This window comes from Lysinibacillus sp. C5.1 (assembly GCF_016350185.1).
Classification (GTDB): Bacteria; Bacillota; Bacilli; order Bacillales_A; family Planococcaceae; genus Lysinibacillus; species Lysinibacillus sphaericus.
This window is the reverse complement of record NZ_CP066226.1, coordinates 2,819,788-2,840,543: the sequence shown is the minus strand read 5'-3', so window position 1 is coordinate 2,840,543 and position 20,756 is coordinate 2,819,788. Positions and strand designations below refer to the sequence as shown.

General features: G+C 37.6%; 19 protein-coding genes, 1 pseudogene and 2 riboswitches. Of the genes and pseudogenes, 12 read left to right on the top strand and 8 right to left on the bottom strand.

Translation table 11 applies throughout. The features are described from left to right. The first annotated feature begins 1 nt into the window (after position 1). The 3 genes from I5435_RS13825 to I5435_RS13815 all read left to right on the top strand — a co-directional run bounded on the left by I5435_RS13825 (position 2) and on the right by I5435_RS13815 (position 2,064). Positions 2 to 592, top strand: a complete 591-nt coding sequence (locus I5435_RS13825; RefSeq protein WP_025219901.1) for a biotin transporter BioY — start codon at positions 2 to 4, stop codon at positions 590 to 592. Further along, positions 592 to 1,590 carry a biotin synthase BioB gene (gene bioB, locus I5435_RS13820; protein ID WP_024361129.1) on the top strand — a complete coding sequence of 333 codons (999 nt, stop codon included), beginning with the start codon at positions 592 to 594 and terminating at the stop codon, positions 1,588 to 1,590. The genes I5435_RS13825 and bioB overlap by 1 nt, the downstream gene beginning before the upstream one ends. Before the next feature lie 351 nt (positions 1,591 to 1,941). Then, a complete protein-coding gene (locus tag I5435_RS13815; protein WP_255313762.1) occupies positions 1,942 to 2,064 on the top strand; it encodes a hypothetical protein in 123 nt (40 codons plus the stop codon). A 67-nt stretch (positions 2,065 to 2,131) separates the two neighbouring features. On the opposite strand, the gene I5435_RS13810 is transcribed toward I5435_RS13815, so the two are convergent. Next, positions 2,132 to 2,728, bottom strand: a complete 597-nt coding sequence (locus tag I5435_RS13810) for a LysE family translocator (RefSeq protein ID WP_024361128.1) — start codon at positions 2,726 to 2,728, stop codon at positions 2,132 to 2,134. A 56-nt stretch (positions 2,729 to 2,784) separates the two neighbouring features. Here I5435_RS13810 and I5435_RS13805 point away from each other — a divergent pair. Continuing rightward, positions 2,785 to 3,404: pseudogene (locus I5435_RS13805) on the top strand (helix-turn-helix domain-containing protein). 51 nt (positions 3,405 to 3,455) lie between these two features. On the opposite strand, the gene I5435_RS13800 reads toward I5435_RS13805, so the two are convergent. Beyond that, positions 3,456 to 4,619 (bottom strand): aminotransferase-like domain-containing protein, encoded by a 1,164-nt coding sequence (locus tag I5435_RS13800; protein WP_337982451.1) that lies wholly within the window; start codon positions 4,617 to 4,619, stop codon positions 3,456 to 3,458. Positions 4,620 to 4,745: 126 nt separating this feature from the next. Here I5435_RS13800 and I5435_RS13795 point away from each other — a divergent pair, with 126 nt between their 5' ends. The 4 genes from I5435_RS13795 (at position 4,746) to I5435_RS13780 (ending at position 9,568) form a co-directional block, all read left to right on the top strand. Continuing rightward, the gene (locus I5435_RS13795; RefSeq protein ID WP_025219898.1) at positions 4,746 to 6,149 is read left to right on the top strand and encodes an aminotransferase-like domain-containing protein; all 1,404 of its coding nucleotides are present in this window, start codon (positions 4,746 to 4,748) and stop codon (positions 6,147 to 6,149) included. Positions 6,150 to 6,452: 303 nt separating this feature from the next. Beyond that, positions 6,453 to 6,917, top strand: a complete 465-nt coding sequence (locus tag I5435_RS13790; protein ID WP_024361124.1) for an N-acetyltransferase — start codon at positions 6,453 to 6,455, stop codon at positions 6,915 to 6,917. A gap of 23 nt (positions 6,918 to 6,940) precedes the next feature. Beyond that, positions 6,941 to 8,128 (top strand): bifunctional glutamate N-acetyltransferase/amino-acid acetyltransferase ArgJ, encoded by a 1,188-nt coding sequence (gene argJ / locus I5435_RS13785; RefSeq protein ID WP_052599504.1) that lies wholly within the window; start codon positions 6,941 to 6,943, stop codon positions 8,126 to 8,128. Positions 8,129 to 8,335: 207 nt separating this feature from the next. Beyond that, on the top strand, positions 8,336 to 9,568 hold the full coding sequence (locus I5435_RS13780; RefSeq protein WP_024361122.1) for a DNA polymerase IV: 1,233 nt from the start codon (positions 8,336 to 8,338) through the stop codon (positions 9,566 to 9,568). 40 nt (positions 9,569 to 9,608) lie between these two features. Here the strand turns inward: I5435_RS13780 and I5435_RS13775 are convergent, their stop codons facing one another. Then, entirely contained in the window at positions 9,609 to 10,157 is a 549-nt protein-coding gene (locus tag I5435_RS13775) for a GNAT family N-acetyltransferase (RefSeq protein ID WP_337982450.1), read from the bottom strand. A 197-nt stretch (positions 10,158 to 10,354) separates the two neighbouring features. Between I5435_RS13775 and I5435_RS13770 the strand changes: the two genes are divergently transcribed. Together I5435_RS13770 and I5435_RS13765 are read left to right on the top strand one after the other, a co-directional pair. Beyond that, complete coding sequence (locus tag I5435_RS13770; RefSeq protein ID WP_337982449.1) at positions 10,355 to 10,600, top strand: YkuS family protein; 246 nt, start codon at positions 10,355 to 10,357, stop codon at positions 10,598 to 10,600. 177 nt (positions 10,601 to 10,777) lie between these two features. Further along, positions 10,778 to 11,218 (top strand): GNAT family N-acetyltransferase, encoded by a 441-nt coding sequence (locus I5435_RS13765; protein WP_024361119.1) that lies wholly within the window; start codon positions 10,778 to 10,780, stop codon positions 11,216 to 11,218. Positions 11,219 to 11,288: 70 nt separating this feature from the next. On the opposite strand, the gene I5435_RS13760 is transcribed toward I5435_RS13765, so the two are convergent. The 5 genes from I5435_RS13760 to I5435_RS13740 form a co-directional block, all read right to left on the bottom strand. Then, positions 11,289 to 14,810, bottom strand: a complete 3,522-nt coding sequence (locus tag I5435_RS13760) for a S8 family peptidase (protein WP_337982448.1) — start codon at positions 14,808 to 14,810, stop codon at positions 11,289 to 11,291. Between the two features lie 370 nt (positions 14,811 to 15,180). Continuing rightward, positions 15,181 to 16,017, bottom strand: coding sequence for an energy-coupling factor ABC transporter ATP-binding protein (locus I5435_RS13755; RefSeq protein WP_025219892.1), 837 nt, complete (start codon positions 16,015 to 16,017; stop codon positions 15,181 to 15,183). Further along, a complete protein-coding gene (gene cbiQ / locus I5435_RS13750; protein WP_024361116.1) occupies positions 16,010 to 16,786 on the bottom strand; it encodes a cobalt ECF transporter T component CbiQ in 777 nt (258 codons plus the stop codon). Before cbiQ ends, I5435_RS13755 begins: the two co-directional genes overlap by 8 nt. Positions 16,787 to 16,789: 3 nt before the next feature. Next, complete coding sequence (locus I5435_RS13745; RefSeq protein WP_024361115.1) at positions 16,790 to 17,062, bottom strand: energy-coupling factor ABC transporter substrate-binding protein; 273 nt, start codon at positions 17,060 to 17,062, stop codon at positions 16,790 to 16,792. A gap of 1 nt (position 17,063) precedes the next feature. Then, positions 17,064 to 17,810, bottom strand: coding sequence for an energy-coupling factor ABC transporter permease (locus tag I5435_RS13740; protein ID WP_025219891.1), 747 nt, complete (start codon positions 17,808 to 17,810; stop codon positions 17,064 to 17,066). Positions 17,811 to 17,953: 143 nt separating this feature from the next. Continuing rightward, positions 17,954 to 18,137, bottom strand: a riboswitch (cobalamin riboswitch). A gap of 256 nt (positions 18,138 to 18,393) precedes the next feature. Beyond that, positions 18,394 to 18,573, top strand: a riboswitch (cobalamin riboswitch). Positions 18,574 to 18,709: 136 nt separating this feature from the next. On the opposite strand from I5435_RS13740, the gene I5435_RS13735 reads away from it, so the two are divergent. Continuing rightward, a complete protein-coding gene (locus I5435_RS13735) occupies positions 18,710 to 19,081 on the top strand; it encodes a (2Fe-2S) ferredoxin domain-containing protein (RefSeq protein WP_024361113.1) in 372 nt (123 codons plus the stop codon). Positions 19,082 to 19,084: 3 nt separating this feature from the next. Then, positions 19,085 to 20,755: a precorrin-3B C(17)-methyltransferase gene (gene cobJ / locus I5435_RS13730; protein WP_337982447.1), complete on the top strand. Its 1,671-nt coding sequence runs from the start codon at positions 19,085 to 19,087 to the stop codon at positions 20,753 to 20,755. Position 20,756: the final 1 nt, after the last annotated feature.

The window sequence follows — 20,756 nt, the reverse complement described above, 5'->3', positions numbered from 1 at the left end:
CATGATGAAACAACAGTCAACGTTATCACTTGTGATGATTGCGATGTTTGCTGCATTAACAGCAGTTGGTGCCTTCATTAAAATTCCATTACCACTCGTGCCGTTTACATTACAAATTGTCTTTGTCTTTTTAGCGGGCTGCTTACTCGGTGGTCGCAATGGATTTCAAAGTCAGCTAGTTTACATAGGAATAGGTTTAGTTGGCTTGCCAGTTTTTACACAAGGTGGAGGCATTACATATGTATTGCAGCCGACTTTTGGTTACTTAATAGGATTTGCTCTTGCTGCATTAGTAATCGGCTATATGATTGATCGAGTAGAATCACCAACGAAAAAGCATTTCATTGTTGCCAATATTATAGGGCTTATCATTATTTATGCAGTCGCAGTACCTTATTTATATGTAGCATTAAATGTATGGTTAAACATGAAATCAAGTTGGTCTCATGTATTTTTAGTAGGCTTTGTCAATAGTATTGTTGCAGACTTTTGCTTAGCAATTGCTTCTGCCCTTTTAGCTGAACGTCTATACAAAGTATTCCGTTCCGCTAGAGCTATAAAACTTGTGCAAATTGAAAAGGAGAATGTTTAGTGAATTGGTTACAATTAGCAGATGAAGTGATTGCAGGCAAGGTAATTAGCGATGATGAGGCACTTGCCATTTTAAATAGTGATGATGATGATATTTTAAAGCTAATGGACGGCGCATTTGCCATTCGTAAGCACTATTACGGTAAAAAAGTAAAGTTAAATATGATTATGAATGCTAAAAGTGGCTATTGCCCAGAGGATTGTGGCTATTGCTCGCAGTCATCTAAATCGACCGCTCCTATTGAGAAATATCCGTTCATTACAAAAGAAGAAATATTAGCGGGGGCAAAGCGTGCGTTTGAAAATAAAATTGGTACGTATTGCATCGTCGCAAGCGGACGTGGGCCGACTCGTAAAGATGTCAATGTAGTGAGTGAAGCCGTTGAAGAAATTAAAGCAAAATATGGCTTAAAAGTTTGCGCTTGCTTAGGTTTACTAAAAGAAGAACAAGCACAACAATTAAAAGAAGCGGGTGTTGATCGCTACAATCATAACTTAAATACATCAGAGCGTCACCATTCCTATATTACGACGACGCACACATATGAGGATCGTGTTAATACCGTTGAGGTTGTAAAGAAACATGGTATTTCCCCATGTTCTGGAGCCATTATTGGGATGAAAGAAACGAAAATGGATGTCGTGGAAATTGCACGCGCATTGCATCAGTTGGACGCGGATTCAATTCCAGTTAACTTCTTACATGCAATTGATGGAACGAAACTTGAAGGAACACAGGACTTAAATCCTCGCTATTGCTTAAAAGTATTAGCGTTATTCCGCTACATGAATCCTTCGAAGGAAATTAGAATTTCCGGTGGTCGCGAAGTCAATTTAGGATTCCTTCAGCCATTTGGACTGTATGCAGCAAATAGTATTTTTGTTGGGGATTACTTAACTACTGAAGGACAAGAAGCCAATAGCGATTATCGTATGCTTGAAGATTTGGGCTTTGAAATCGAGCTGACACAAAAGCAAGAAGAAGCATTTTGTTCTTAATTCAACCAATCATTATGAAATAAAATCTACTACTACACAATATGATTACCTCAAAACCGTGTGAGCGTCGTGGAAAAGGCGCACAGACGGTTTTTTGGTCGATAAAAGAGAAGGAGAAAGGTAAATAAATGGTTCCGATAATATACCTATAAAATGATGGTTTTCACAAAATGTTCAATGAAAGCGTTTTGAAATTGAACAGTTTGTGAAGGGCTTCACATAAAGCTTTATTTTTTTAAAAAAGAGCGTAAAATGAAAATTAGCAAGAGTTGTTATAAGACAGTTTGTTCTTTGTATCACATGTTAGGTGATTGTTATATTACAAAAATAATAGGTAAGGGAGAGGTTAAGATGTGGGTTATTACAGTTTTTGAGAAAAAAAATGTGCGTATTTTTGAATATACAAACAAAAATGAGGCAACAGCCGCATTAGCAAAATTTAAGAAAAATGCCGTATTAACATATACAAAATAATACTTGGTCGATTTAAATCTAAAAATAACCCCTCATTGTACAATATAACGTACAATGAGGGGTTTTGTTAATGAAAAAGTATGGAGAAAGCACTGTAAACTAATAAAATTGCCATGAAAATATTGAATGGTTGTTGATACTGTAAAAGTACTTTTCGAAAGGTAGAGCCAAATAGAGCCCAGCTAAATGTACTTATAATCCCGACAAACCCTAAAAATAATGCAAATAAAATGTAACTCATATAGGAAGTGTAATACGGCAAAATATAGGTCGCAACGACCGTAATGCCAAACAAAATTCCTTTTGGATTGACGAACTGTAGAAAGGCTCCAAGTAGTAAAAGGTTTCGTTTATGCTCCTCTAGATGGTTAGGATTCGAATCTACGTGGTCTTTGGTTGTCGCAATTTTAAAAGCTAAATACAACATATAGCCTACACCTAAAATCGTTAGTGGAAATGTAATAATGGGCATAATTTGACTAACAGCAAAATTAAAAAAACTACTTAAAGCGGTTATTGTAAAGAAGCCAATGCCCACACCGAGACAAAACTGCATCGTTTTTTTTAATCCATATTGGTTGGCATAGGCCATTGCCATAATGTTGTTCGGCCCGGGTGTAAAGCTTGTAATGATAACGAATACTAAAAAGGATATGTAAGGCATTTTAGACCTCCTTGTTATTTGTACGTTATATAGTTCGAAATAAACTATATAACGCCCTGTTTTTTATTATACATAAAGGTCGTTATATTGTACAATTTTTTAAGGGGTGCTTGTATTGGAGGAAATTCATTTAATTTTTGCAAGGAATTTAAAAGCTATTCGCGAAAAAGAGAAACTTAGTTTAGAAAAAGTGTCTCAGCTATGTGGCGTTAGTAAAACGATGATTGGACAAATTGAAAGAGGCGAGTCTAGTCCGACGCTTACAACTATCTGGAAAATTGCAACTGGTTTAAAGGTATCCTTTACAACTCTTATCCATCAGCCGCAGTCGGAAACAGAAGTCGTGCTGAAAAAGGATATACCAGTATTGTCAGAAGATAATGGAAAATATAGAGTGTATCCAAATTTTCCATTTCAAGAAGATAGTCGTTTTGAAATCTATACAATAGAGATTGATCAAGGTGGTCACTTAAGCGCTGAGGGTCATAAAGAAGGCACAGAGGAATTTATTACTGTTTTTGCAGGGGAACTAATGATTTGTGTCAATGACTGTACCTACACTTTAAAAAGTGGTGATTCCATTCGATTTAAAGCTGACAGACCGCATGACTATCGTAATGCAGGTGATACATTAACGAAGCTAGGCATGACCATCTATTATCCGAATGAAAGATAAAAATCGGATGTGCGCTTATGGATAGCGCTCATCCGATTTTTTTTTATTGCATTATAAAATGCTGCCTAAACGTTTAATGCCTTCACGAATAATGTCAGGTGTTGCATTTGTATAGTTCAGACGCATCGTGTTTACACCTGTTTTTGACGTATAGAAGGGATCGCCAGGAACGAAAGCGACCTTTTGTTCCATTGCTTTATTAAAGACGTCCAATGCTGCGACACCGTTATTCATTGTCGCCCAAATAAACATCCCACCTTCTGGACGAGTGTATTCAACATGTGCAGGGAAGAATTCCTGCATCGCATCTAGCATTGCATCAGATTGATTTTTATATAAAGCAATGATTTTTTTTACGTGTTCTGTATAATCATTATTTGCTAAGTAATCATAAATCACATATTGTGAGAAAATGTTTGTGTGTAGGTCAGTTGCTTGCTTTGCTGTTTCAATATGTTTCATTAACACTTTGTTTTTCGTAATAATAAAGCCAAGGCGCATACCTGGTGTAACTGTTTTAGAGAAAGAACCTAGTAAAATACTATTTTCGAGTTTTCCGGCACCGATATAAGGAAGTGGTTCACCTTGGAAGCGTAGTTCTCCATATGGATCATCTTCAATTAATGATACGTCGTATTTAGCAATAATGTCATATATTTGTTGACGTTTTTCCTTTGAATACGTAAGACCGGTTGGATTTTGGAAGTTAGGTACTGTATAGATGAATTTTACGTTTGGCTGCTGTAACGCATTCTCTAATTCTTCTAAATTAAGGCCATCGTTTTCAAGGGTTACACCATAGAAATTAGGCTCACTTAATGTGAAGGCTTGAATCGCGCCTAAATAGCCTGGTTCCTCAATGACAATGCCATCCCCTTTATTAATAAGTACTTTACCAATCAGTTCAAGCGCTTGCTGTGAACCAGTTGTAATCAATATATCATCTGCACTAATATCTAACCCATGAACACGTTTGTACTTAGCTGCGATGTATTCACGTAAAGGTGCATAGCCTTGTGTAGATGAATATTGGAATAATCGACTGCCATTTTCACGAATCGCATGGTCAACAGATGCTTTTAATGCATCGATTGGGAAAGAGATGGGGTTTGGTAGCCCACCTGCAAAGGAAATGACATCCTCGGCATCCGTTACTTTTAAAATATTACGGATGAATGAAGATGGTGTGTTTAAGATTCTTTCAGAATATTGCATAATTTTATCGGTCCCTTTTTCTGATTTTTTAAAAATTATAGCATTGTAATCATTTGCATACAATATTATGATTGTATGCAAGACAATTATATATTGTATGCAAAGCCAAAAGAAAGGGGTTAAAACATGCCGTTTAACTCATTTGATGAATACCCAATGAGCTGGAAGCCCAATATAAGCAATATTTCTGCGCCAATCTATATCGCAATTGCAGAGCAGTTAGAGCAGGATATTAAGGAAGGCGTTTTATTGCCAGGGACTAAGTTGCCACCACAACGAGAACTGGCTGATTTTTTAGATGTCAATTTAAGTACAATTACACGAGCGTTTAAGCTGTGCGGACAAAAGGGACTAATTTATGCCTCCATTGGGAGTGGTACATTTGTTTCTTCTGATGCAGCAGCAAATAAAATTTTATTACCGACAAGTAATGCTGGTCATTTAATCGAGTTAGGTTCGGTCTTACCAGATGCGTATGCAAATGAAGAAATAACACGTTATATGAAGAAAATGCTGAATGATTCTAATGTTAGCAAGTTATTTCAATATGGTCGACCAGAAGGGAATGCATGGCAAACTGAAGCAGCAGCAAAACTTTTAGAAAAGGTTGGATTTCAAACGGATCAACCAATATTGCTTGGTGCAGGAGGTCAAAATGCAATTGTCGGCACATTAGCCGCTTTATTTCATCCAGGAGATCGTATTGGAACAGATCCTATTACATATGCAGGAATCAAAACGGCGGCCAATATGCTTGGTATTCAACTAGTTGCCATTCAGCAAAAAAATGGAGAGATGACAAAAGAAGGACTATTGTATGCTTGTAAAAATGAACATATTAAAGGTCTTTATGTGATTCCAGATTTTCATAACCCTACAACCCATACAATGTCTTTGGAAACAAGAAAAATGATAGCAGAAGTGGCAAGGCAAAAAGGATTGATCGTGATAGAGGACGCCATTTATAGCTTTTTGAAGGAGCAACCACTAGCGCCAATCGCCTTTTATGCACCGGAAAAGGTAGTGTATATTGCCAGCGTGTCCAAAACGATATCACCTGGTTTAAGGTTATCCTTTATTGTGACGCCTAGTGCATTAAGAAAGAAAATTATTGAAACACTATATAATATCAATATTTCGGTATCACCTGTTATGGTGGAGCTTACAGCAAGACTAATTCAAGATGGTGTTGCGCAAACGATATTAGAGAAACATCGCTTATATGCTAAACAACAAAATGCGCTTGTGAATCAGTATTTAGGTGAATACAATATTTTAGGTGATGCTGAATGCATGTTTAGATGGCTTCTATTACCGAAAAAATTTACAGGTGTGCAGTTTGAATTACTTGCTTCGAAAGCCGGCGTCCAAGTCTATGCAGCAGAACGTTTTGCAGTAGGTAATGCCAAACCAGTAAATGCTGTACGGTTGGCAATTACGGCACCAGAAAATAGCACACAGCTTGAGCAAGCTTTAACGGTGTTAAAGGAATTGCTTGAAAGTGATGGTGACTACGCGTTTGTAGATTAACAGTGAATGAGTGGAAGGGAGAAGTGTTAGATTGCATGCAATCTAACACTTTTTTATTGTTGAGCGTAACAGCGCGGTTTCCAAAAGTTTACCCGCGAATCAGGGGCATTTACCCGCGGTTTTTCACAGTTTACCCGCGAATTGGAGACTTTTACCCGCGCTTCCCAAAGGTTTACCCGCGAATCATAAACTTTTACCCGCGATTCAAATATTCTGTAAATTTTCACAAAAACAAATTGCATTTTAAATCAGTTTAGTGCATATTTATAACATATTAATTTTTTTTAGAAAAAGGAGAAATCTATGAAAATATATAATGCTACAACAGCTGATGTTACACCTGTCTATGAACTAATCAAAATTTACGCAGATAAAGAGATTGTATTACCTCGTTCCTTATTATCAATTTATCAACAGTTACAGTGTTTGTATGTTGTTAAGGACAATTCTAAGGTTGTTGGGGTAGCAGGGCTACATGTCTTAGGGCAAGATTTAGCAGAGGTTCGTTCCTTAGTCGTAGATCCAGATTACCAACAAAAAGGAATCGGTCGAATGTTAGTGGAACATATCATTCAGGAGAGTCCCAAATTAGGAGTGGAAAGATTAATATCCTTAACATATCAAGTAAAGTTTTTTTCAAAACTGGGATTTCAAATTGTCAAAAGAGATGATTTGCCAGAAAAGGTTTGGACGGATTGCGTGAATTGCCCAAAAATTAATAATTGCGATGAAGTAGCGATGGTTAAATATTTGGAAACTGCAGACTAAAAGTTGAAAAGGAGGAAAAGGCAATGCAAGAACTAGGGAAAAAAGAAAATGATATGCAAACAATGATGCCGAAAGGATTTTATACTTGTGTGAAGAACCTCGGTATTAAAGATGAAACGCTAGACTTCACGGTTATTATGTCATCTACTGTAGCAAACGCAGCTGCTATGTTTACGCAAAGTAAATTTTGTGGTGCACCTATCCCCATTGGTAAGGAAAATGTTGCAAACGGTAAATTACAATGTTTTGTCATTAACAGTAAAAATGCGAACGTCGCAACAGGGGAAGAAGGGATTCGCAATGTTCAAGAAATTGTCAACTTGGTCGCACAAGAGTTAGCAATTGCACCTGAAAATATTTTACCTTCTTCAACTGGTGTAATTGGGCATCAATTACCGATGGATAAAATAAAAAATGGAATCATCAATCTTAAAGAACAGTTAGTAGAAGGAGGCTTAGAAAAATCAGCACAAGCAATTATGACGACTGATACTTATCCAAAATGTAAAATATGCAAAGTCGGTAATGCTACACTAGTTGGTATTGCAAAAGGTTCTGGCATGATCGAGCCGAATATGGCTACGATGTTATCTTACTTTGTAACAGATGCTGAAATTCCAGCCGCGACTTTACAAACAATTTTTAAAGAAGCCGTGAATCATTCATTTAACATGGTTAGTGTCGATACCGATACGAGTACAAGTGACACAGTAGCCATTATGGCGAATGGATTAGCAGGGAAAGTGGATATCAAGCAATTTACTGAAGCGTTAAATAATATGAGCATTGACTTGGCAAAAGAAATTGCCCGTGATGGGGAAGGCGCTACAAAATTAGTTGAAGTCACTGTCAATGCGTCATCGAGCTTTGCACAAGCAAAAAAAGTGGCTAAAAGTATTGTGAATTCGCCACTCGTGAAAACCGCTATTTTTGGAAAAGATGCCAATTGGGGACGTATAGCCATGGCGATTGGTAAATGTGAAGATGAAGTAGACCTTAATCCTGAAAACATCTCCATCTATTTTGGTGAAACGTTAATTTATCAAGGGAAACCAATCGATACCGTCGATTTATCTGTCATCCAAGAGTATCTTGAGAATTCTGAAATCCAGATTAAAGTATCTCTCGGATTAGGCAAGGAAGAAGCTACTGTATGGGGTTGTGATTTGTCCTATGACTATGTGAAAATTAATGGTTCCTATACAACATAAAATAACAGTGCAGCTATTGTGCAATCATTGTACAGTACCTGCACTTTTTTTGTCGCAAAAAATGCAAGTGGGTGAAAAAAGGAACAAAAGTTCTTATATGTGATAAACTATAGAAAAAGTTTAAATTGAAGGATTAGCATGACGCAGAAACGATACATTCTTTCTTTTAAAAATGTATGTAGATAATAATTAATGAGGTGAGAGAAAATGCATAAAGGAAGAATTATTTTGCATATTGACCTAAATTGCTTTTATGCCTCAGTGGAACAAATTTACGATCCCTCATTAAAAGGAAAACCAATCGCCATTGCAGGTAATCCAAAAGAGCGTAGAGGTATCGTGATTACATGTAGCTATGAAGCTAGAAAAAGTGGTGTTTATACAACGATGAATGTCGGTGAGGCAAGAAGAAAGTGTGCCGATTTAATTGTTCTGCCACCGAATTTTGAGCGATATCGAGCAGCTTCAAAAGCATTTTTTAGCTTATTGAAAGAATATAGTGAAATTCTTCAACCAGTTTCTATTGATGAAGGGTATATGCAATTGCCGATGGTAGAAGGTCAAAATGTAATGGACCTTATACAAGGCATACAAGACCGCATTTGGAACGAACTACAATTGCCTTGTTCAATAGGTGTTGCACCGAATAAGTTTTTAGCGAAAATGGCAAGCGATATGAAAAAGCCGATGGGAATTACCATATTACGTAAGCGTGATGTACCATCTATACTGTGGCCATTGAATGTCATAGAAATGCATGGAATTGGGAAAAGCACAGCCGAGAAGTTGAAAAAGTTGGGTATACAAACAATTGGAGAATTAGCTGTGGCGGATGAACGGCTATTAAAGCAACAATTTGGCATCAATGGTGTTCGTATGAAACAGAAGGCGAATGGTGAGGATGATCGACCTGTTGATCCCGAGGCAATATATGATACGAAAAGTGTAGGGAACTCGACAACACTTTCGCACGATACGACGGATAGAGATGAATTATATAAACTCATTACTACACTTTCTGAAAAGGTAGCAGATCGTTTAAATGCTAAAAAACTTGCTGGCGTCACGGTGAGTATTTTAATCCGTACAGCTAATTGGAAAACCTATACGCGCAGTAAATCGGTCAACAATGCTATTTTTTTAAAAGAAGATATTATTGAACATGCATGGAGCCTTTTTCAAAAACATTGGAATGAGGAGCCTGTCCGATTATTAGGCGTAACCATTTCAAATGTCAGCAATATGAAAGAAATGACACAGCAATTAACATTTTTTAATTTTGAAGAGCATATCAAAGAGGAGCCAATTTTAAAGGTAGTGGATGAGATAGAAGAACGATTTGGCAAAGGCATCATTAAAAGAGGAGCAGATATTGCAAAACGATCATCTTTTCAATCACAGACGAGCTTTAGTAAAGATTTTTTAGATGATCTTAAATAAGGTGCTTACGTTTTTATGACGTAAGCACCTCGTTTGCCTTTTATTCTTTTGGGTTAATAATTCCGTAAAAAACAATATCTTCAAATGTATTATTTTTATAAATATGATCTTTTAAAGTACCTTCATATCGCATACCACACTTTTCCATAATCTTACCAGAAGCGGGATTTGATTTAAAATAGCGAGCATAAACACGATGATAGTTTTTCTCTGTAAATACAAAATCAATTAGTGCTTTAGCGGCTTCGGTTGCATAGCCATTGCCCCAATGCTCTTCACCAATCCAATAGGCAATTTCACCATTTTTATATTGTGGATGATTGGAAATACCGATTGCCCCATATAACTGTCCACTTTGTTTGCCTGTTATAGCAAATTCATACATAGTATCTAGATCATAATGCTTTTCATGATTTGCAATCCATGTGAGTGCACATTCTAATGAATAGGGGTAAGGTAAATTTAATGTGCTTTTATAGATATTATAATTATTACAATAATTGCTGACTGCTTGTGCATCTGATTCCTGAAATAGACGAAGCAGTAAGCGCTCTGTTTCTATTGTTTTGGCCGTTTTACTATAGATCATGTTTATCCTCCCATCCTGTTAGTGATTAAAGCTTAAAACTTTTTTACAGTATATCATGTGGAATTGGATTATATGTATATTGTTAGGTGATTTTGTAGCTATCTGAAGCCTGTGTTATTTGTACATAATAAAATATAAAATAAGTGAATAATTAGGTAACCTATATGGCACATTAACATATAGGAGGTGGAAGAAGAATGTCTAAAATTATTGGTGTTGAACAATCGTTATCAAACGTAGAAGATGCTTTAAAAGCAAAAGGGTATGAAGTGATTCAGCTTCGTAATGAAACAGATGCAAAAAAATGTGATGCTTGCGTAATTACAGGACAAGATAGAGATGTCATGGGCATTAGTGATCCTATTATGGCAGGTCCTATTATCGATGCAGCTGGGCTTTCCGCTGATGAAGTAATACAACGTGTAGATCAATATTTCCATTAAAGAAAGGGTGCTATTTTTGAAGTCCTTCGTGACATCAAAGGTGGCACCTTTTGAATGTCGTATAGGACTAGTGAGGTACTATTGACAATATCTTTATCCTATCATTTCCTTTATAATGAACACTAGCTACATACATTTTAAGACCATCATGGGTAGACATAAGGGGAGAAGAATGAAATGGAAATACTTCACGCAACAATGGATGAATTAGAAGATGTAACAGTGCTATTTGATGAGTATCGGCAGTTTTATGGACTAGAATCGGATATTAGTAATGCCAAAGCATTTATCCAATTACGGATGGCTTTAAAAGAATCCATTATTTTTATTGCTGTGGAAAATGGGAAATCAATAGGGTTTGCACAACTGTACCCAACGTTTTCTTCTATCGCATTACAGCGTGCTTATATACTAAATGATATCTATGTAACGGATGAAGCGAGGGGCCAAGGGGTAGGCACAGCATTGATGGAAAAAGTGTTTCAATATTGTGAGCAGCAATCGGCACGTTATGTGACACTGCAAACCGCTGCTGACAATGTACATGCGCGTAAATTATATGAAAATCTGAATATGATACAAGATCAATATTGTAATTATGTAAAGTATTTTGGTTAAATGAATGGTAATTATGAAAAAGCCCTAGATAGCAATCTAGGGCTTTTCTATTGACAGAAAGGTAATGCATTTACTGTATTGCCAGTGTATACGGTTGTGTACTTGCTCGACCATTTGCTTCACTAACTTCAATATAGTATGTTCCTGGCTCCAATTGTACGATACCTAGTTCGGCATCATCGGCACCGTAATTATCGATGGTTTTTACTGTGCGTCCTTTAGCATCAATAATACGGATAACACCATCCAAACCTTTTTCGGTTAGTAAGGTGAACGTTACATTGCGCTTGCTGTCATTGTAGAATTTAAAATAGTCCTTATCACCAAACGGTACATTTGCATTGAAATATTGAGTAGCTACCCATTTATCGTCTGTTTTCGTGAGTGAAGATGGTTTTGTAGGTATACCATTGACTAATTTAGAATCCGCATCCTCATCCTTCTTTTTATGATCAAAGAGCGTTAAAGTATATGGCTGAGTCGAAACTAAGCCGTTATCGATGGCATTAACAGCAATAAAGTAACCATAATCTTTTTTTACTTTAAATGATGTATTTAGCGCCGATATCCCTGATATACCAAGTAGCCTTTCAAAATAGCTTTCACCTTGGCCAAATGGAATTTCTGTTTGCATTTCATTGCCGTCAATTTGCTTATTACCATTAGTATCTTCAATGATAGAGCCCGTAAATTTCAAATCTATTTGTAGCTCTCTTGGTAATGACGTTCCTTGCTTATTTGTATATGGCTCGGAATTGATGAGAAGACTTAATACTGTATCTTCGCCCTGATGTTTGTAGTAGTAATAATTTGTATCATCATAAAAAACGAGTTTATTTTGATAGTTGGTGCCAGATTCAATTGAACGGGCATTTTCAACTGTATTGATTTCTTTATTTTGGTCTTGGGGAATTGCCGCAATTTTATTTGCTTTAAAAATATATGGTTCGGTAGAACGATCTCCGAAATTTAAGACTTTAGCAACATAAGTTTTGCCCTTTTTCAATGCAATTGTCTTGGGATCATTTTCATTGATTGTTATGCCGTAGAGTCGTGAAATAATCGCTGGATCATTCGTTAATGAAGAAATTAGTTGCAATTCTTTCGTTTCCTCATCATATTCTAAAATACTACCAGTTGGTCTTTGATTTTTGCCTTTTTGAAGTTGGAAACTATAGATGGCATCTTCTTGTGGTGTGAAAATAAAATAGTCGATATCCTCATCTGTTTGGAAGTATGCCTTGTATTCTTTACCAATCGTATAAGGAATTGCATGCTCCAAAATTACTTTTGAGTCCTCTTCTTCATCAGATACTTCTATACTTGAAAATAGTTTTTTGTTAAAGTTCTGTTGACGTTTTTTTGTTTTCGATGGAGCAGGTGAGGAAGAATTATTTTCCTCGGCTTCTTGTGTCGGTTCAATTAATGGAAGACCGTCTTCATCTTCAGGTAAATAAACGACTTCACCAGTTAATGTGTAAGGAAAAATGGACTCGTTAATTCTATCGTTTTCTTCATTGTCAATGCCGCCACTTAAAAACGTTAAGAAAGATTCGAATGAAGAATCGTTATCACTGTTATTTGTAACGCTAAGGACATATTCTTCATCAGGTTCGACATCGACAATAAGACTAACTCCTTCGCCTTTTGTTTTGCTGCTTAATGCCGAGATTGGGAGGCGTTCATCATCTTCTTTATCGTCACCTTGTTCTGAAGGTTCATGTTCAAAATCTGTTTTTAGATAAAGTTCTAAAGATGCAGTTACACCAGGGATACCAGATAAATCAAATTTCAACGTCGTTGGCTTTGAAACAGTGAATGTGAAATAGTCTTGGTCGCTCTCATGATCTTTAGAAAGCAGTGTATAGTTTTTCCCTTGTGTATTGAATGGGAATTTTTGTATCGCCACTGCTTGATCGATCGTCGTTAAATTATCAATTGGTAATGTGTTTGTTGTTTGAGCTGTAAATGTAAAGTAAGACTTGCCCTTTAAGCTATAGCCTCCATTATGGTCTTTTACACCAATAAGAAGTGTTCCTTGTTGCTCAGCTTTATATAGATAGCCCTCTTGTTGGTTCATGCGCACATCATTTACTTTAATCGGTTCTACATCGCCACTATAACCAGTAGGGTAGAAGTATAAATCAAATGCATAATCGTAATTTTCGGCACCTTTTAAAGATAATTGAGCATATTCATTCGCATTTAAATCAACCTTGTACCATTTTTTCTCTTCTGGAAGCCTAAACTCACCTTTTTCTGTATTTAGAACATTCTTTTTCAGTACTTTGGCGTTATTCAACCGTTGTTCTTTTGTTTCGTTATAGCGTTTAGGTAGATTATTAATATCAAATTGTAGTGCTTTAACAGGATCAACCAGACCATGTCCATACGTAAGGTCGTAGCCTGGTTCTCCTAAATCTTTAGCAGTCAATTCAAGAATCGCTTCTATTTCATAAGGCTTTAAATTAGGGTATTTAGATTTTAATAGTGCCGCTACACCTGCAACAACAGGTGATGCCATTGATGTCCCACTAAATATAGCAAAAGAAGATCCTTTTTTTTCATCATAAACGGTACTATAAATATCCTCACCTGGTGCAACGATGTCTACTGAAGGGCCATAATTTGAGAAACTTGCTAATTTATTTTGTTCATTTGTAGCACCAACGCTAATAACACCTTCAAAAGAAGCAGGGAAGGAGTATCGATCGGTTGATTCATTGCCTGCAGCGGCTACAATGGTAATCCCATTGTCAAGCGCTTTTTTTACAGCTTCCTCTATTAAAGGAGACTCGCCATAGCCACCAAGACTCATATTAATCACATCTGCTTTTTGTTCGACGGCATAAAGAATACCTTGTGCAATGGCAAAGTCACTAGCGTCTTCTTGTCCGTTAAAGACGTCTATTGGCAGAATTTTGGCATTAGGAGATATCCCGTGCCCACCAATTCCATTATCTTTTGTTGCGCCAACAATGCCTGCGACATGCGTGCCGTGTGGATCAGCAACAGGAGAGTCGGCAGGTTTTACCGCATTATATGGTGGCAGTACTTGCGCTTGCAAATCGGGATGTTTATAGTCTACACCCGAATCGATAACGGCTACTTTTACATCATGATTGCCAGCTAATGCTAGTGCTTTATCAATTTCCAGTAGCTGCAAATGATACATATCTTTTTTCTTTGGATCTACAATAGTGTTAAAGGAATGATATTTGTAGCTTGGGGATACACTTTTTACACCTTTTTGCTTGGCGTAGTAGGAAACAACCTCTGTTAACGATTGTCCCTTTTTAAGTTGGATTACATCGTAACCTAATGAAGGAATGGAGCGAATAACTTTTGCACCTATTTTACTATGTACGTTCTTAGCAAGACCCGAATGTTTCACGATAATCGTATTATCACTAATCCATTCGTTTCCTCCTGTTTGTTGCTTGAACTGCTTCGCTCCTTGTTTGTTGTTGCTAGCGAGCATAGTTTTTACTGATTCTGGGTTCTGTGGTGCTTCAGCAAAGGCAGAAGCAGCAGGAACCAGTAAGGCAGAACATGCTACGACAGCGATTGATTTCATCACCCAGTTTTTCAATTGTTTTTACCTCCTTAAAAAATTATAAACTACAATATTTATAACGGATGGTAAAGAGAAAGGTTTCATACCACAATAAAATTTTTTTACAAGTTTTTTTGTTATAACTAGTATATTGTTTTATAAATGAAAGTTTTATAGGTTTTTTCGCATGAGTTGTTCATCGTTCTTTTGCGGAGTGAAAGACGGAGGAATATTAATCGTCCCGTATGTAACGGTGGGTGTTTGACAACAACACGGTTCGTTGCATACGGGATATGGCAAGGTTGGTAGATATTCATAGATGAGGGTGGTGGCTACTAGATTTGTTCCTTAAGAAGGAGTGTATGGCGACAACTAGCATCTAGTACTCGTTATGCTCGATACGTTCTTAAAGTTGTTCAATAAGTTTGTGTAAATCCTTTTTGGAACGAGGCATTGCTATATTGTCGCCCAATAGTTTTTTTGTTTGTAAGGCAAGCGTCATTTCAAATACCCATGGTCGTTCAAGGTGGGCTTTTTCAAGCAATTCCTCTTGGTAGAACATGTCGATTGGATCCCCATTATAAATGATTTTCCCTGCCTCCATCACGATTATTTGATCCGCCCATTCATAGGCTAAAGCGATATCATGTGTCGCTAATAAAAACGTACGTTGCCCATCTTCTAATTTAGCTAAGTACTGTAAAAATTGTGCCGCATAATAAGTATCTAGCCCAGCAGTCGGTTCATCTAATAGTAAGACGGAAGGTTCCATTGCGAGCACACCAGCCATGGCAACACGTTTCTTTTGTCCGACGCTTAAAAAGTGAATAGGCTTATCAAGTAATGCTTCAACCTCTGTTTGCGCAACAGCCCACGCGATTTTTTCTTCAATTTTTTCGTTTGACCAGCCAAGATTTAATGGCCCAAAAGCTATGTCTTGCTTGACGGTACCAGAAAAAAGTTGATTGTCCGCATCTTGGAAGACGATGCCAACTTGTTGTCGTAATGTTGCTAATGCATTTCTAGAATAGCTAAGCGTTTCGTTACAAAAAGAAATAGTGCCAGCTGTCGGTTTTAAAATACCATTTAAATGCTGAAATAACGTAGATTTACCTGCGCCATTGTGACCAAGCAGGGCAATTTTTTTTCCCTTTGGTATTTGCAAAGTAATATCTGTTAAAGCTTGAGTGCCGTCTGCATAAGCATAAGATAAATGTTGAAGATTAAAATAAAGCTCAGTCATGAGAAATACCTCCATAGATAATGAGGGATACGAAAATAATAACAATGCCTAACCAGTTTTTCTTGTTGTAGCTACTACTTTCCTGCCAATAGACAGCTTCGCCACCGCGTGCCTGCATCGCATTATTTAGTTCGCGACTGCGTTGGAACATTTCGGCAAACAGTGCTGCAATAAGCATGGAAATCGACCGAAGCCATTGCATGGGTGATTGATAACCAAGACGTGCTTGTTGTGCAAGATGAATTTTTTGCATGCTGTTCAAAAAGATAAAAATAAAACGGTATGTTAGCTCTACCAACTCCACAAATAAAGCTGGCAACCGCCATTGCCGTAAGACATAACAAATGGATTGTACGGAAGTCGTTAAAATTAAAAAATATAAACAACTAATACTGCCCAAAACGGTGAAAAACAGGTGCCGCGCTGTTATCAAGCTGTCATTTCCTATAAAAATGGTCCACTGGCTTAGCGAAAATGTCCATAGATGCGCCGGCAAAATACTAGCAGCAGGTGCAATCGAAATCAAAATAGATAGTAAACTGGAGAGCAAGAAAAAACTCGGTAAAAGCAGGAGTTTTGCATAATATTGTAAAGGAATTTTTGCGCCTAAAATGATAAAAGCACTCATTACAAGAAATGTAATGAGTGAAATTTGTTCATCTCTCATGATAAGCGACAATAGCAACAACCCAAGGGAGAACGTCATTTTTTCTAACGGATGAACGGACGCTAGTTTATTCATATAAGCATACTTATCAATGAGTAACATCGTTTAACCTTCTTTATGCTTACCGCGCATATAGCCCACGAAATAGCCAATAAAACCAGCGCCAATAGCGGCTTGTAAGACGAATAATAGACTTTCAATTTCACCACTTGGTGGCTCCCATAAGCTTTCAAACCATGGTTCGTATTCTTTGTTTATTTCACCAATGGCTGCTTCAGCTTCACCATCAGCACCGCCGAATTCAGCGCCTTTTTGGATGAATAGAGGGATGATTGCTAAAAATATCACAATAGCTAATAACAGTAAATTTTTCTTCATGTTAATGTGCCTCCTTTGCAGAGAAAACACGTAAAGCTTTTAATTCGCTTACATTGTATTTTTTTAAGAAATTCATCACAATGACAGTTAAAATCCCTTCACTAATCGCTAGAGGAATTTGTGTTAACGCGAAAATCCCTGCGAATTTCGTGAATGAAGCCATAAAGCCTCCCACTTCTGAAGGGAAGGCAAGTGCAAGTTGAACGGATGTGACAACATATGTACCCAAATCCCCAAGCATTGCTGCAAAAAAGACAGCGAGAGAAAAGGATAGACCGATTTTTTGAGCACCTTTAAAAACAGCATACGCAATCATTGGTCCTACAATCGCCATGGAAAAAGCATTTGCGCCAAGAGTGGTAATGCCACCATGCGCTAATAGTAACGATTGGAATAATAAGACGATTGTCCCAATCACACTCATTGCTAATGGGCCAAACAGGACTGTGCCAAGTCCAACACCAGTAGGGTGTGAGCAACTGCCCGTAACAGATGGAATCTTTAATGCAGATAAGACGAATGCAAATGCCCCTGATAGCCCTAATATCATTTTCGTTTCAGGGTTTTCATCAATTGTTTTGCGAATTGAGCGTAACCCTAAAATAATAAATGGAATCGAAATAATCCACCAAAATATCGCCCATTCAATCGGTAAAAATCCTTCCATGATGTGCATGGCAAATGCTTGTTTTGGTACTAGTAAAAATGCTAGTAGGAAGTAACTAAGTTTCCAAAAAGATAATTTCAAAATCTCTCCTCCTTAAATCAAAATTTTCGAATGTAGCGTGCGCAATAAAAAAAGCACTTCTCCTAATTTAGGAAAAGTGCATAGCTGAAAAAGCAAATAGAATCATCATCTGCTAAGCCGCACACCTATCCTCGTAGGTTGAAACGATCACGTTTTTTTCGGCAGGTCTCCTGGCTTTAGTTCAACGTTTTATAGGTCTTCCCGTCCATTGGACAGTGACATTCTCTATAAAACTCCCTAGTACAGTGGCGGGACCGCGCCGGACTTGAACCGGCTTCCCTTTTAAGCGAAATGGCTACACTTCGCACCGAAAAAAGATGAAATTGTGAGATTTCACGACACAGTGTAACATGTTTTTCCATTCGCAAGCTATCCTTTTTTTATAAAAAAATTTTTTCGTTGTTTGACATTCTAGAAAATTCAGATAAATACAAGAGAATAACGGTCGCTATCAATGAAATACTTGTTGAAATTTTATTAAAAATCTAATAAATGAAAAAGAAATGTTGAAAAGTATGAAAAAAATAGGCTATGATAGAGACAGTTTTTCAATTCATTTTAAAAACTTACAGCATTTCAATTTAATATAGATACATCTATAAGTGCTCGAAAAAGTTCGAGATAATAGGGAAATCGGTGTAAATCCGATACAGCCCCCGCTACTGTAATAGCTGATGAAATCGCAATGCCACTGAAAACTTGGGAAGGCGCGAGAGTAAAAGGAAGCTTAAGTCAGGAAACCTGCTTATTGATGGCATGCAAACTTTTCGGAGGGAGAAGTGAAGCGAGAGCGGATACGTGTATATTCGTTTTTATTTTGGCTTCTACAAAACCTTTACTCTTCGATATAGAGTGAAGGTTTTTTCTTTTTCCTAAAAGTAAATGAGGGGAGAAAAGCAATGACAACTTGGAACTTAGAGGGAATGAAAACGCATCTTTTTATTTGTAATGGCAGTAGCTGCATGAAAAAAGAGGCAGAGGAAATTACCCTAGCAATACGAGATGAAATCGAGAAATTAGCACTTGATAAGGAAATACATACGACAAGAACGCGCTGTAATGGCAGATGCAAAGATGCCTGTGTTGTCATCGCTTATCCACAAGGAAATTGGTATCGTGTGCCATCGGTTGAACACGGAAGAACACTTGTACAAGATTTAAACCATGACTCTTTACATAGTGAACATGTTTTTACACTGAAAGAAGGTACATTACAGCGTACACCGCAAACAACAGCCATTAAAGGCATCGATAAGGTGAAAGAGGGGTAAAAAATGGCGCAAAAAGGAAAGATTTTTGTTGTGGGCTTTGGCCCTGGTGATTTTAACCATATTACGACTCGTGCTGTGGAGGCACTGCAACAAAGTGAATTTATTATTGGCTATAAAACGTATGTTGAGCTTATTCAAGATTTAGTTAGTGCAAAGTCGATTGTTAGTACGGGCATGACAGAAGAAGTTTCACGAGCGCAAGAAGCAGTACGTCAAGCGGAAGCTGGCAATATTGTATCCGTTATTTCAAGTGGAGATTCGGGTGTATATGGGATGGCGGGGCTTGTCTATGAAGTGCTTATTGAGCTTGGTTGGACAGAAGCAACAGGTGTTGAAGTCGAAATCGTACCAGGTATTTCAGCTATTAATTCCTGTGCAAGTTTACTAGGTGCACCGATTATGCATGACTCTTGTACCATTAGTTTAAGTGACCATTTAACGCCATGGAATTTAATCGCCAAGCGTGTGGAAGCAGCAGCTATGGCAGATTTTGTCATCGCTTTATATAATCCAAAAAGTGGTCGCCGTACACGTCAAATTGTAGAAGCCCAGCGAATTTTACTTGAATATCGCTCGCCTGATACGCCTGTAGGTCTTGTCAAGAGTGCCTACCGAGAGCGTCAGGAAATTACGATGACGACTTTAGCAGAGATGCTTGAGCATGATATCGGCATGTTAACAACGGTTATTATCGGCAACTCTTCGACGTTTTTCTATGATAATAAAATGATTACACCGCGAGGCTATCAACGTAAATATACGCTCGGGGAAGAACAACAGCCTTTACGTCCTCATCAGCGTTTAAGAGAAGAAAATGAACCGTGGGCAATGAACCAAGAAACAGGTACTGCAAGCCATGATTTTGCGGCAGATCCAAATGCAGGACGGATGAAAAGTAATATTGCCATTACGCCTGTATCAACACCGACAAAATCGTCTTTAGAAATGGCAGCAACAGCACTTGCAATGGTGCAGGGGACAACTGCAACAAAAGCCACACCAAAGCTAGTTCAACAAAAAATGGAGTCAATTTTTGAACTAGCTGTTAGCCCTGGGGTAGCAAATAAATTTTTTACACCACAGCAGATGATGGCATTGGCTGAAGTGGTGGGAGATGAAGGCACGATGGAGTATACGCCAGACCATCAAATTCACTTGAAAATCCCAACGACAGAACCACAAGCGATAACAGAGAAGTTGAAAGAAGTAGGGTTTTTACTCTCACCAATTGGGGATGTCTTGTCATTAAAGGCATGTGATTTCTGTTATGGGGAGAAGGCTGATTCCATCCCATATGCAGAAGAACTTCAAGCAAAACTTGGTGGGTTGTCATTGCCGAAAACATTAAATATTGGCTTTAATGGCTGTGGTATGGCGTGTTATCGTGCTGTGTTTGATGATATCGGTATTGTTTATCGCAAAAGTAAATTTGATGTCTTTATCGGAGCGAAACCAGTAGGTCGAACAGCACACGCAGCACAGCCGGTCGTAGAGGGGCTAGAGCCAGAACAGCTTATTCCGCTTATTACAGCGATTATCGAGGAATATAAGGCAAATGCACATCCAAATGAACGCTTGTTTAAGTATTTTAAACGAGTGAAAAAAATATTGCATTTTACGTATCAAGATATGTCATCCAAAATAAAAGTAGAGCCAGCACCGTGCGGCGACTAGT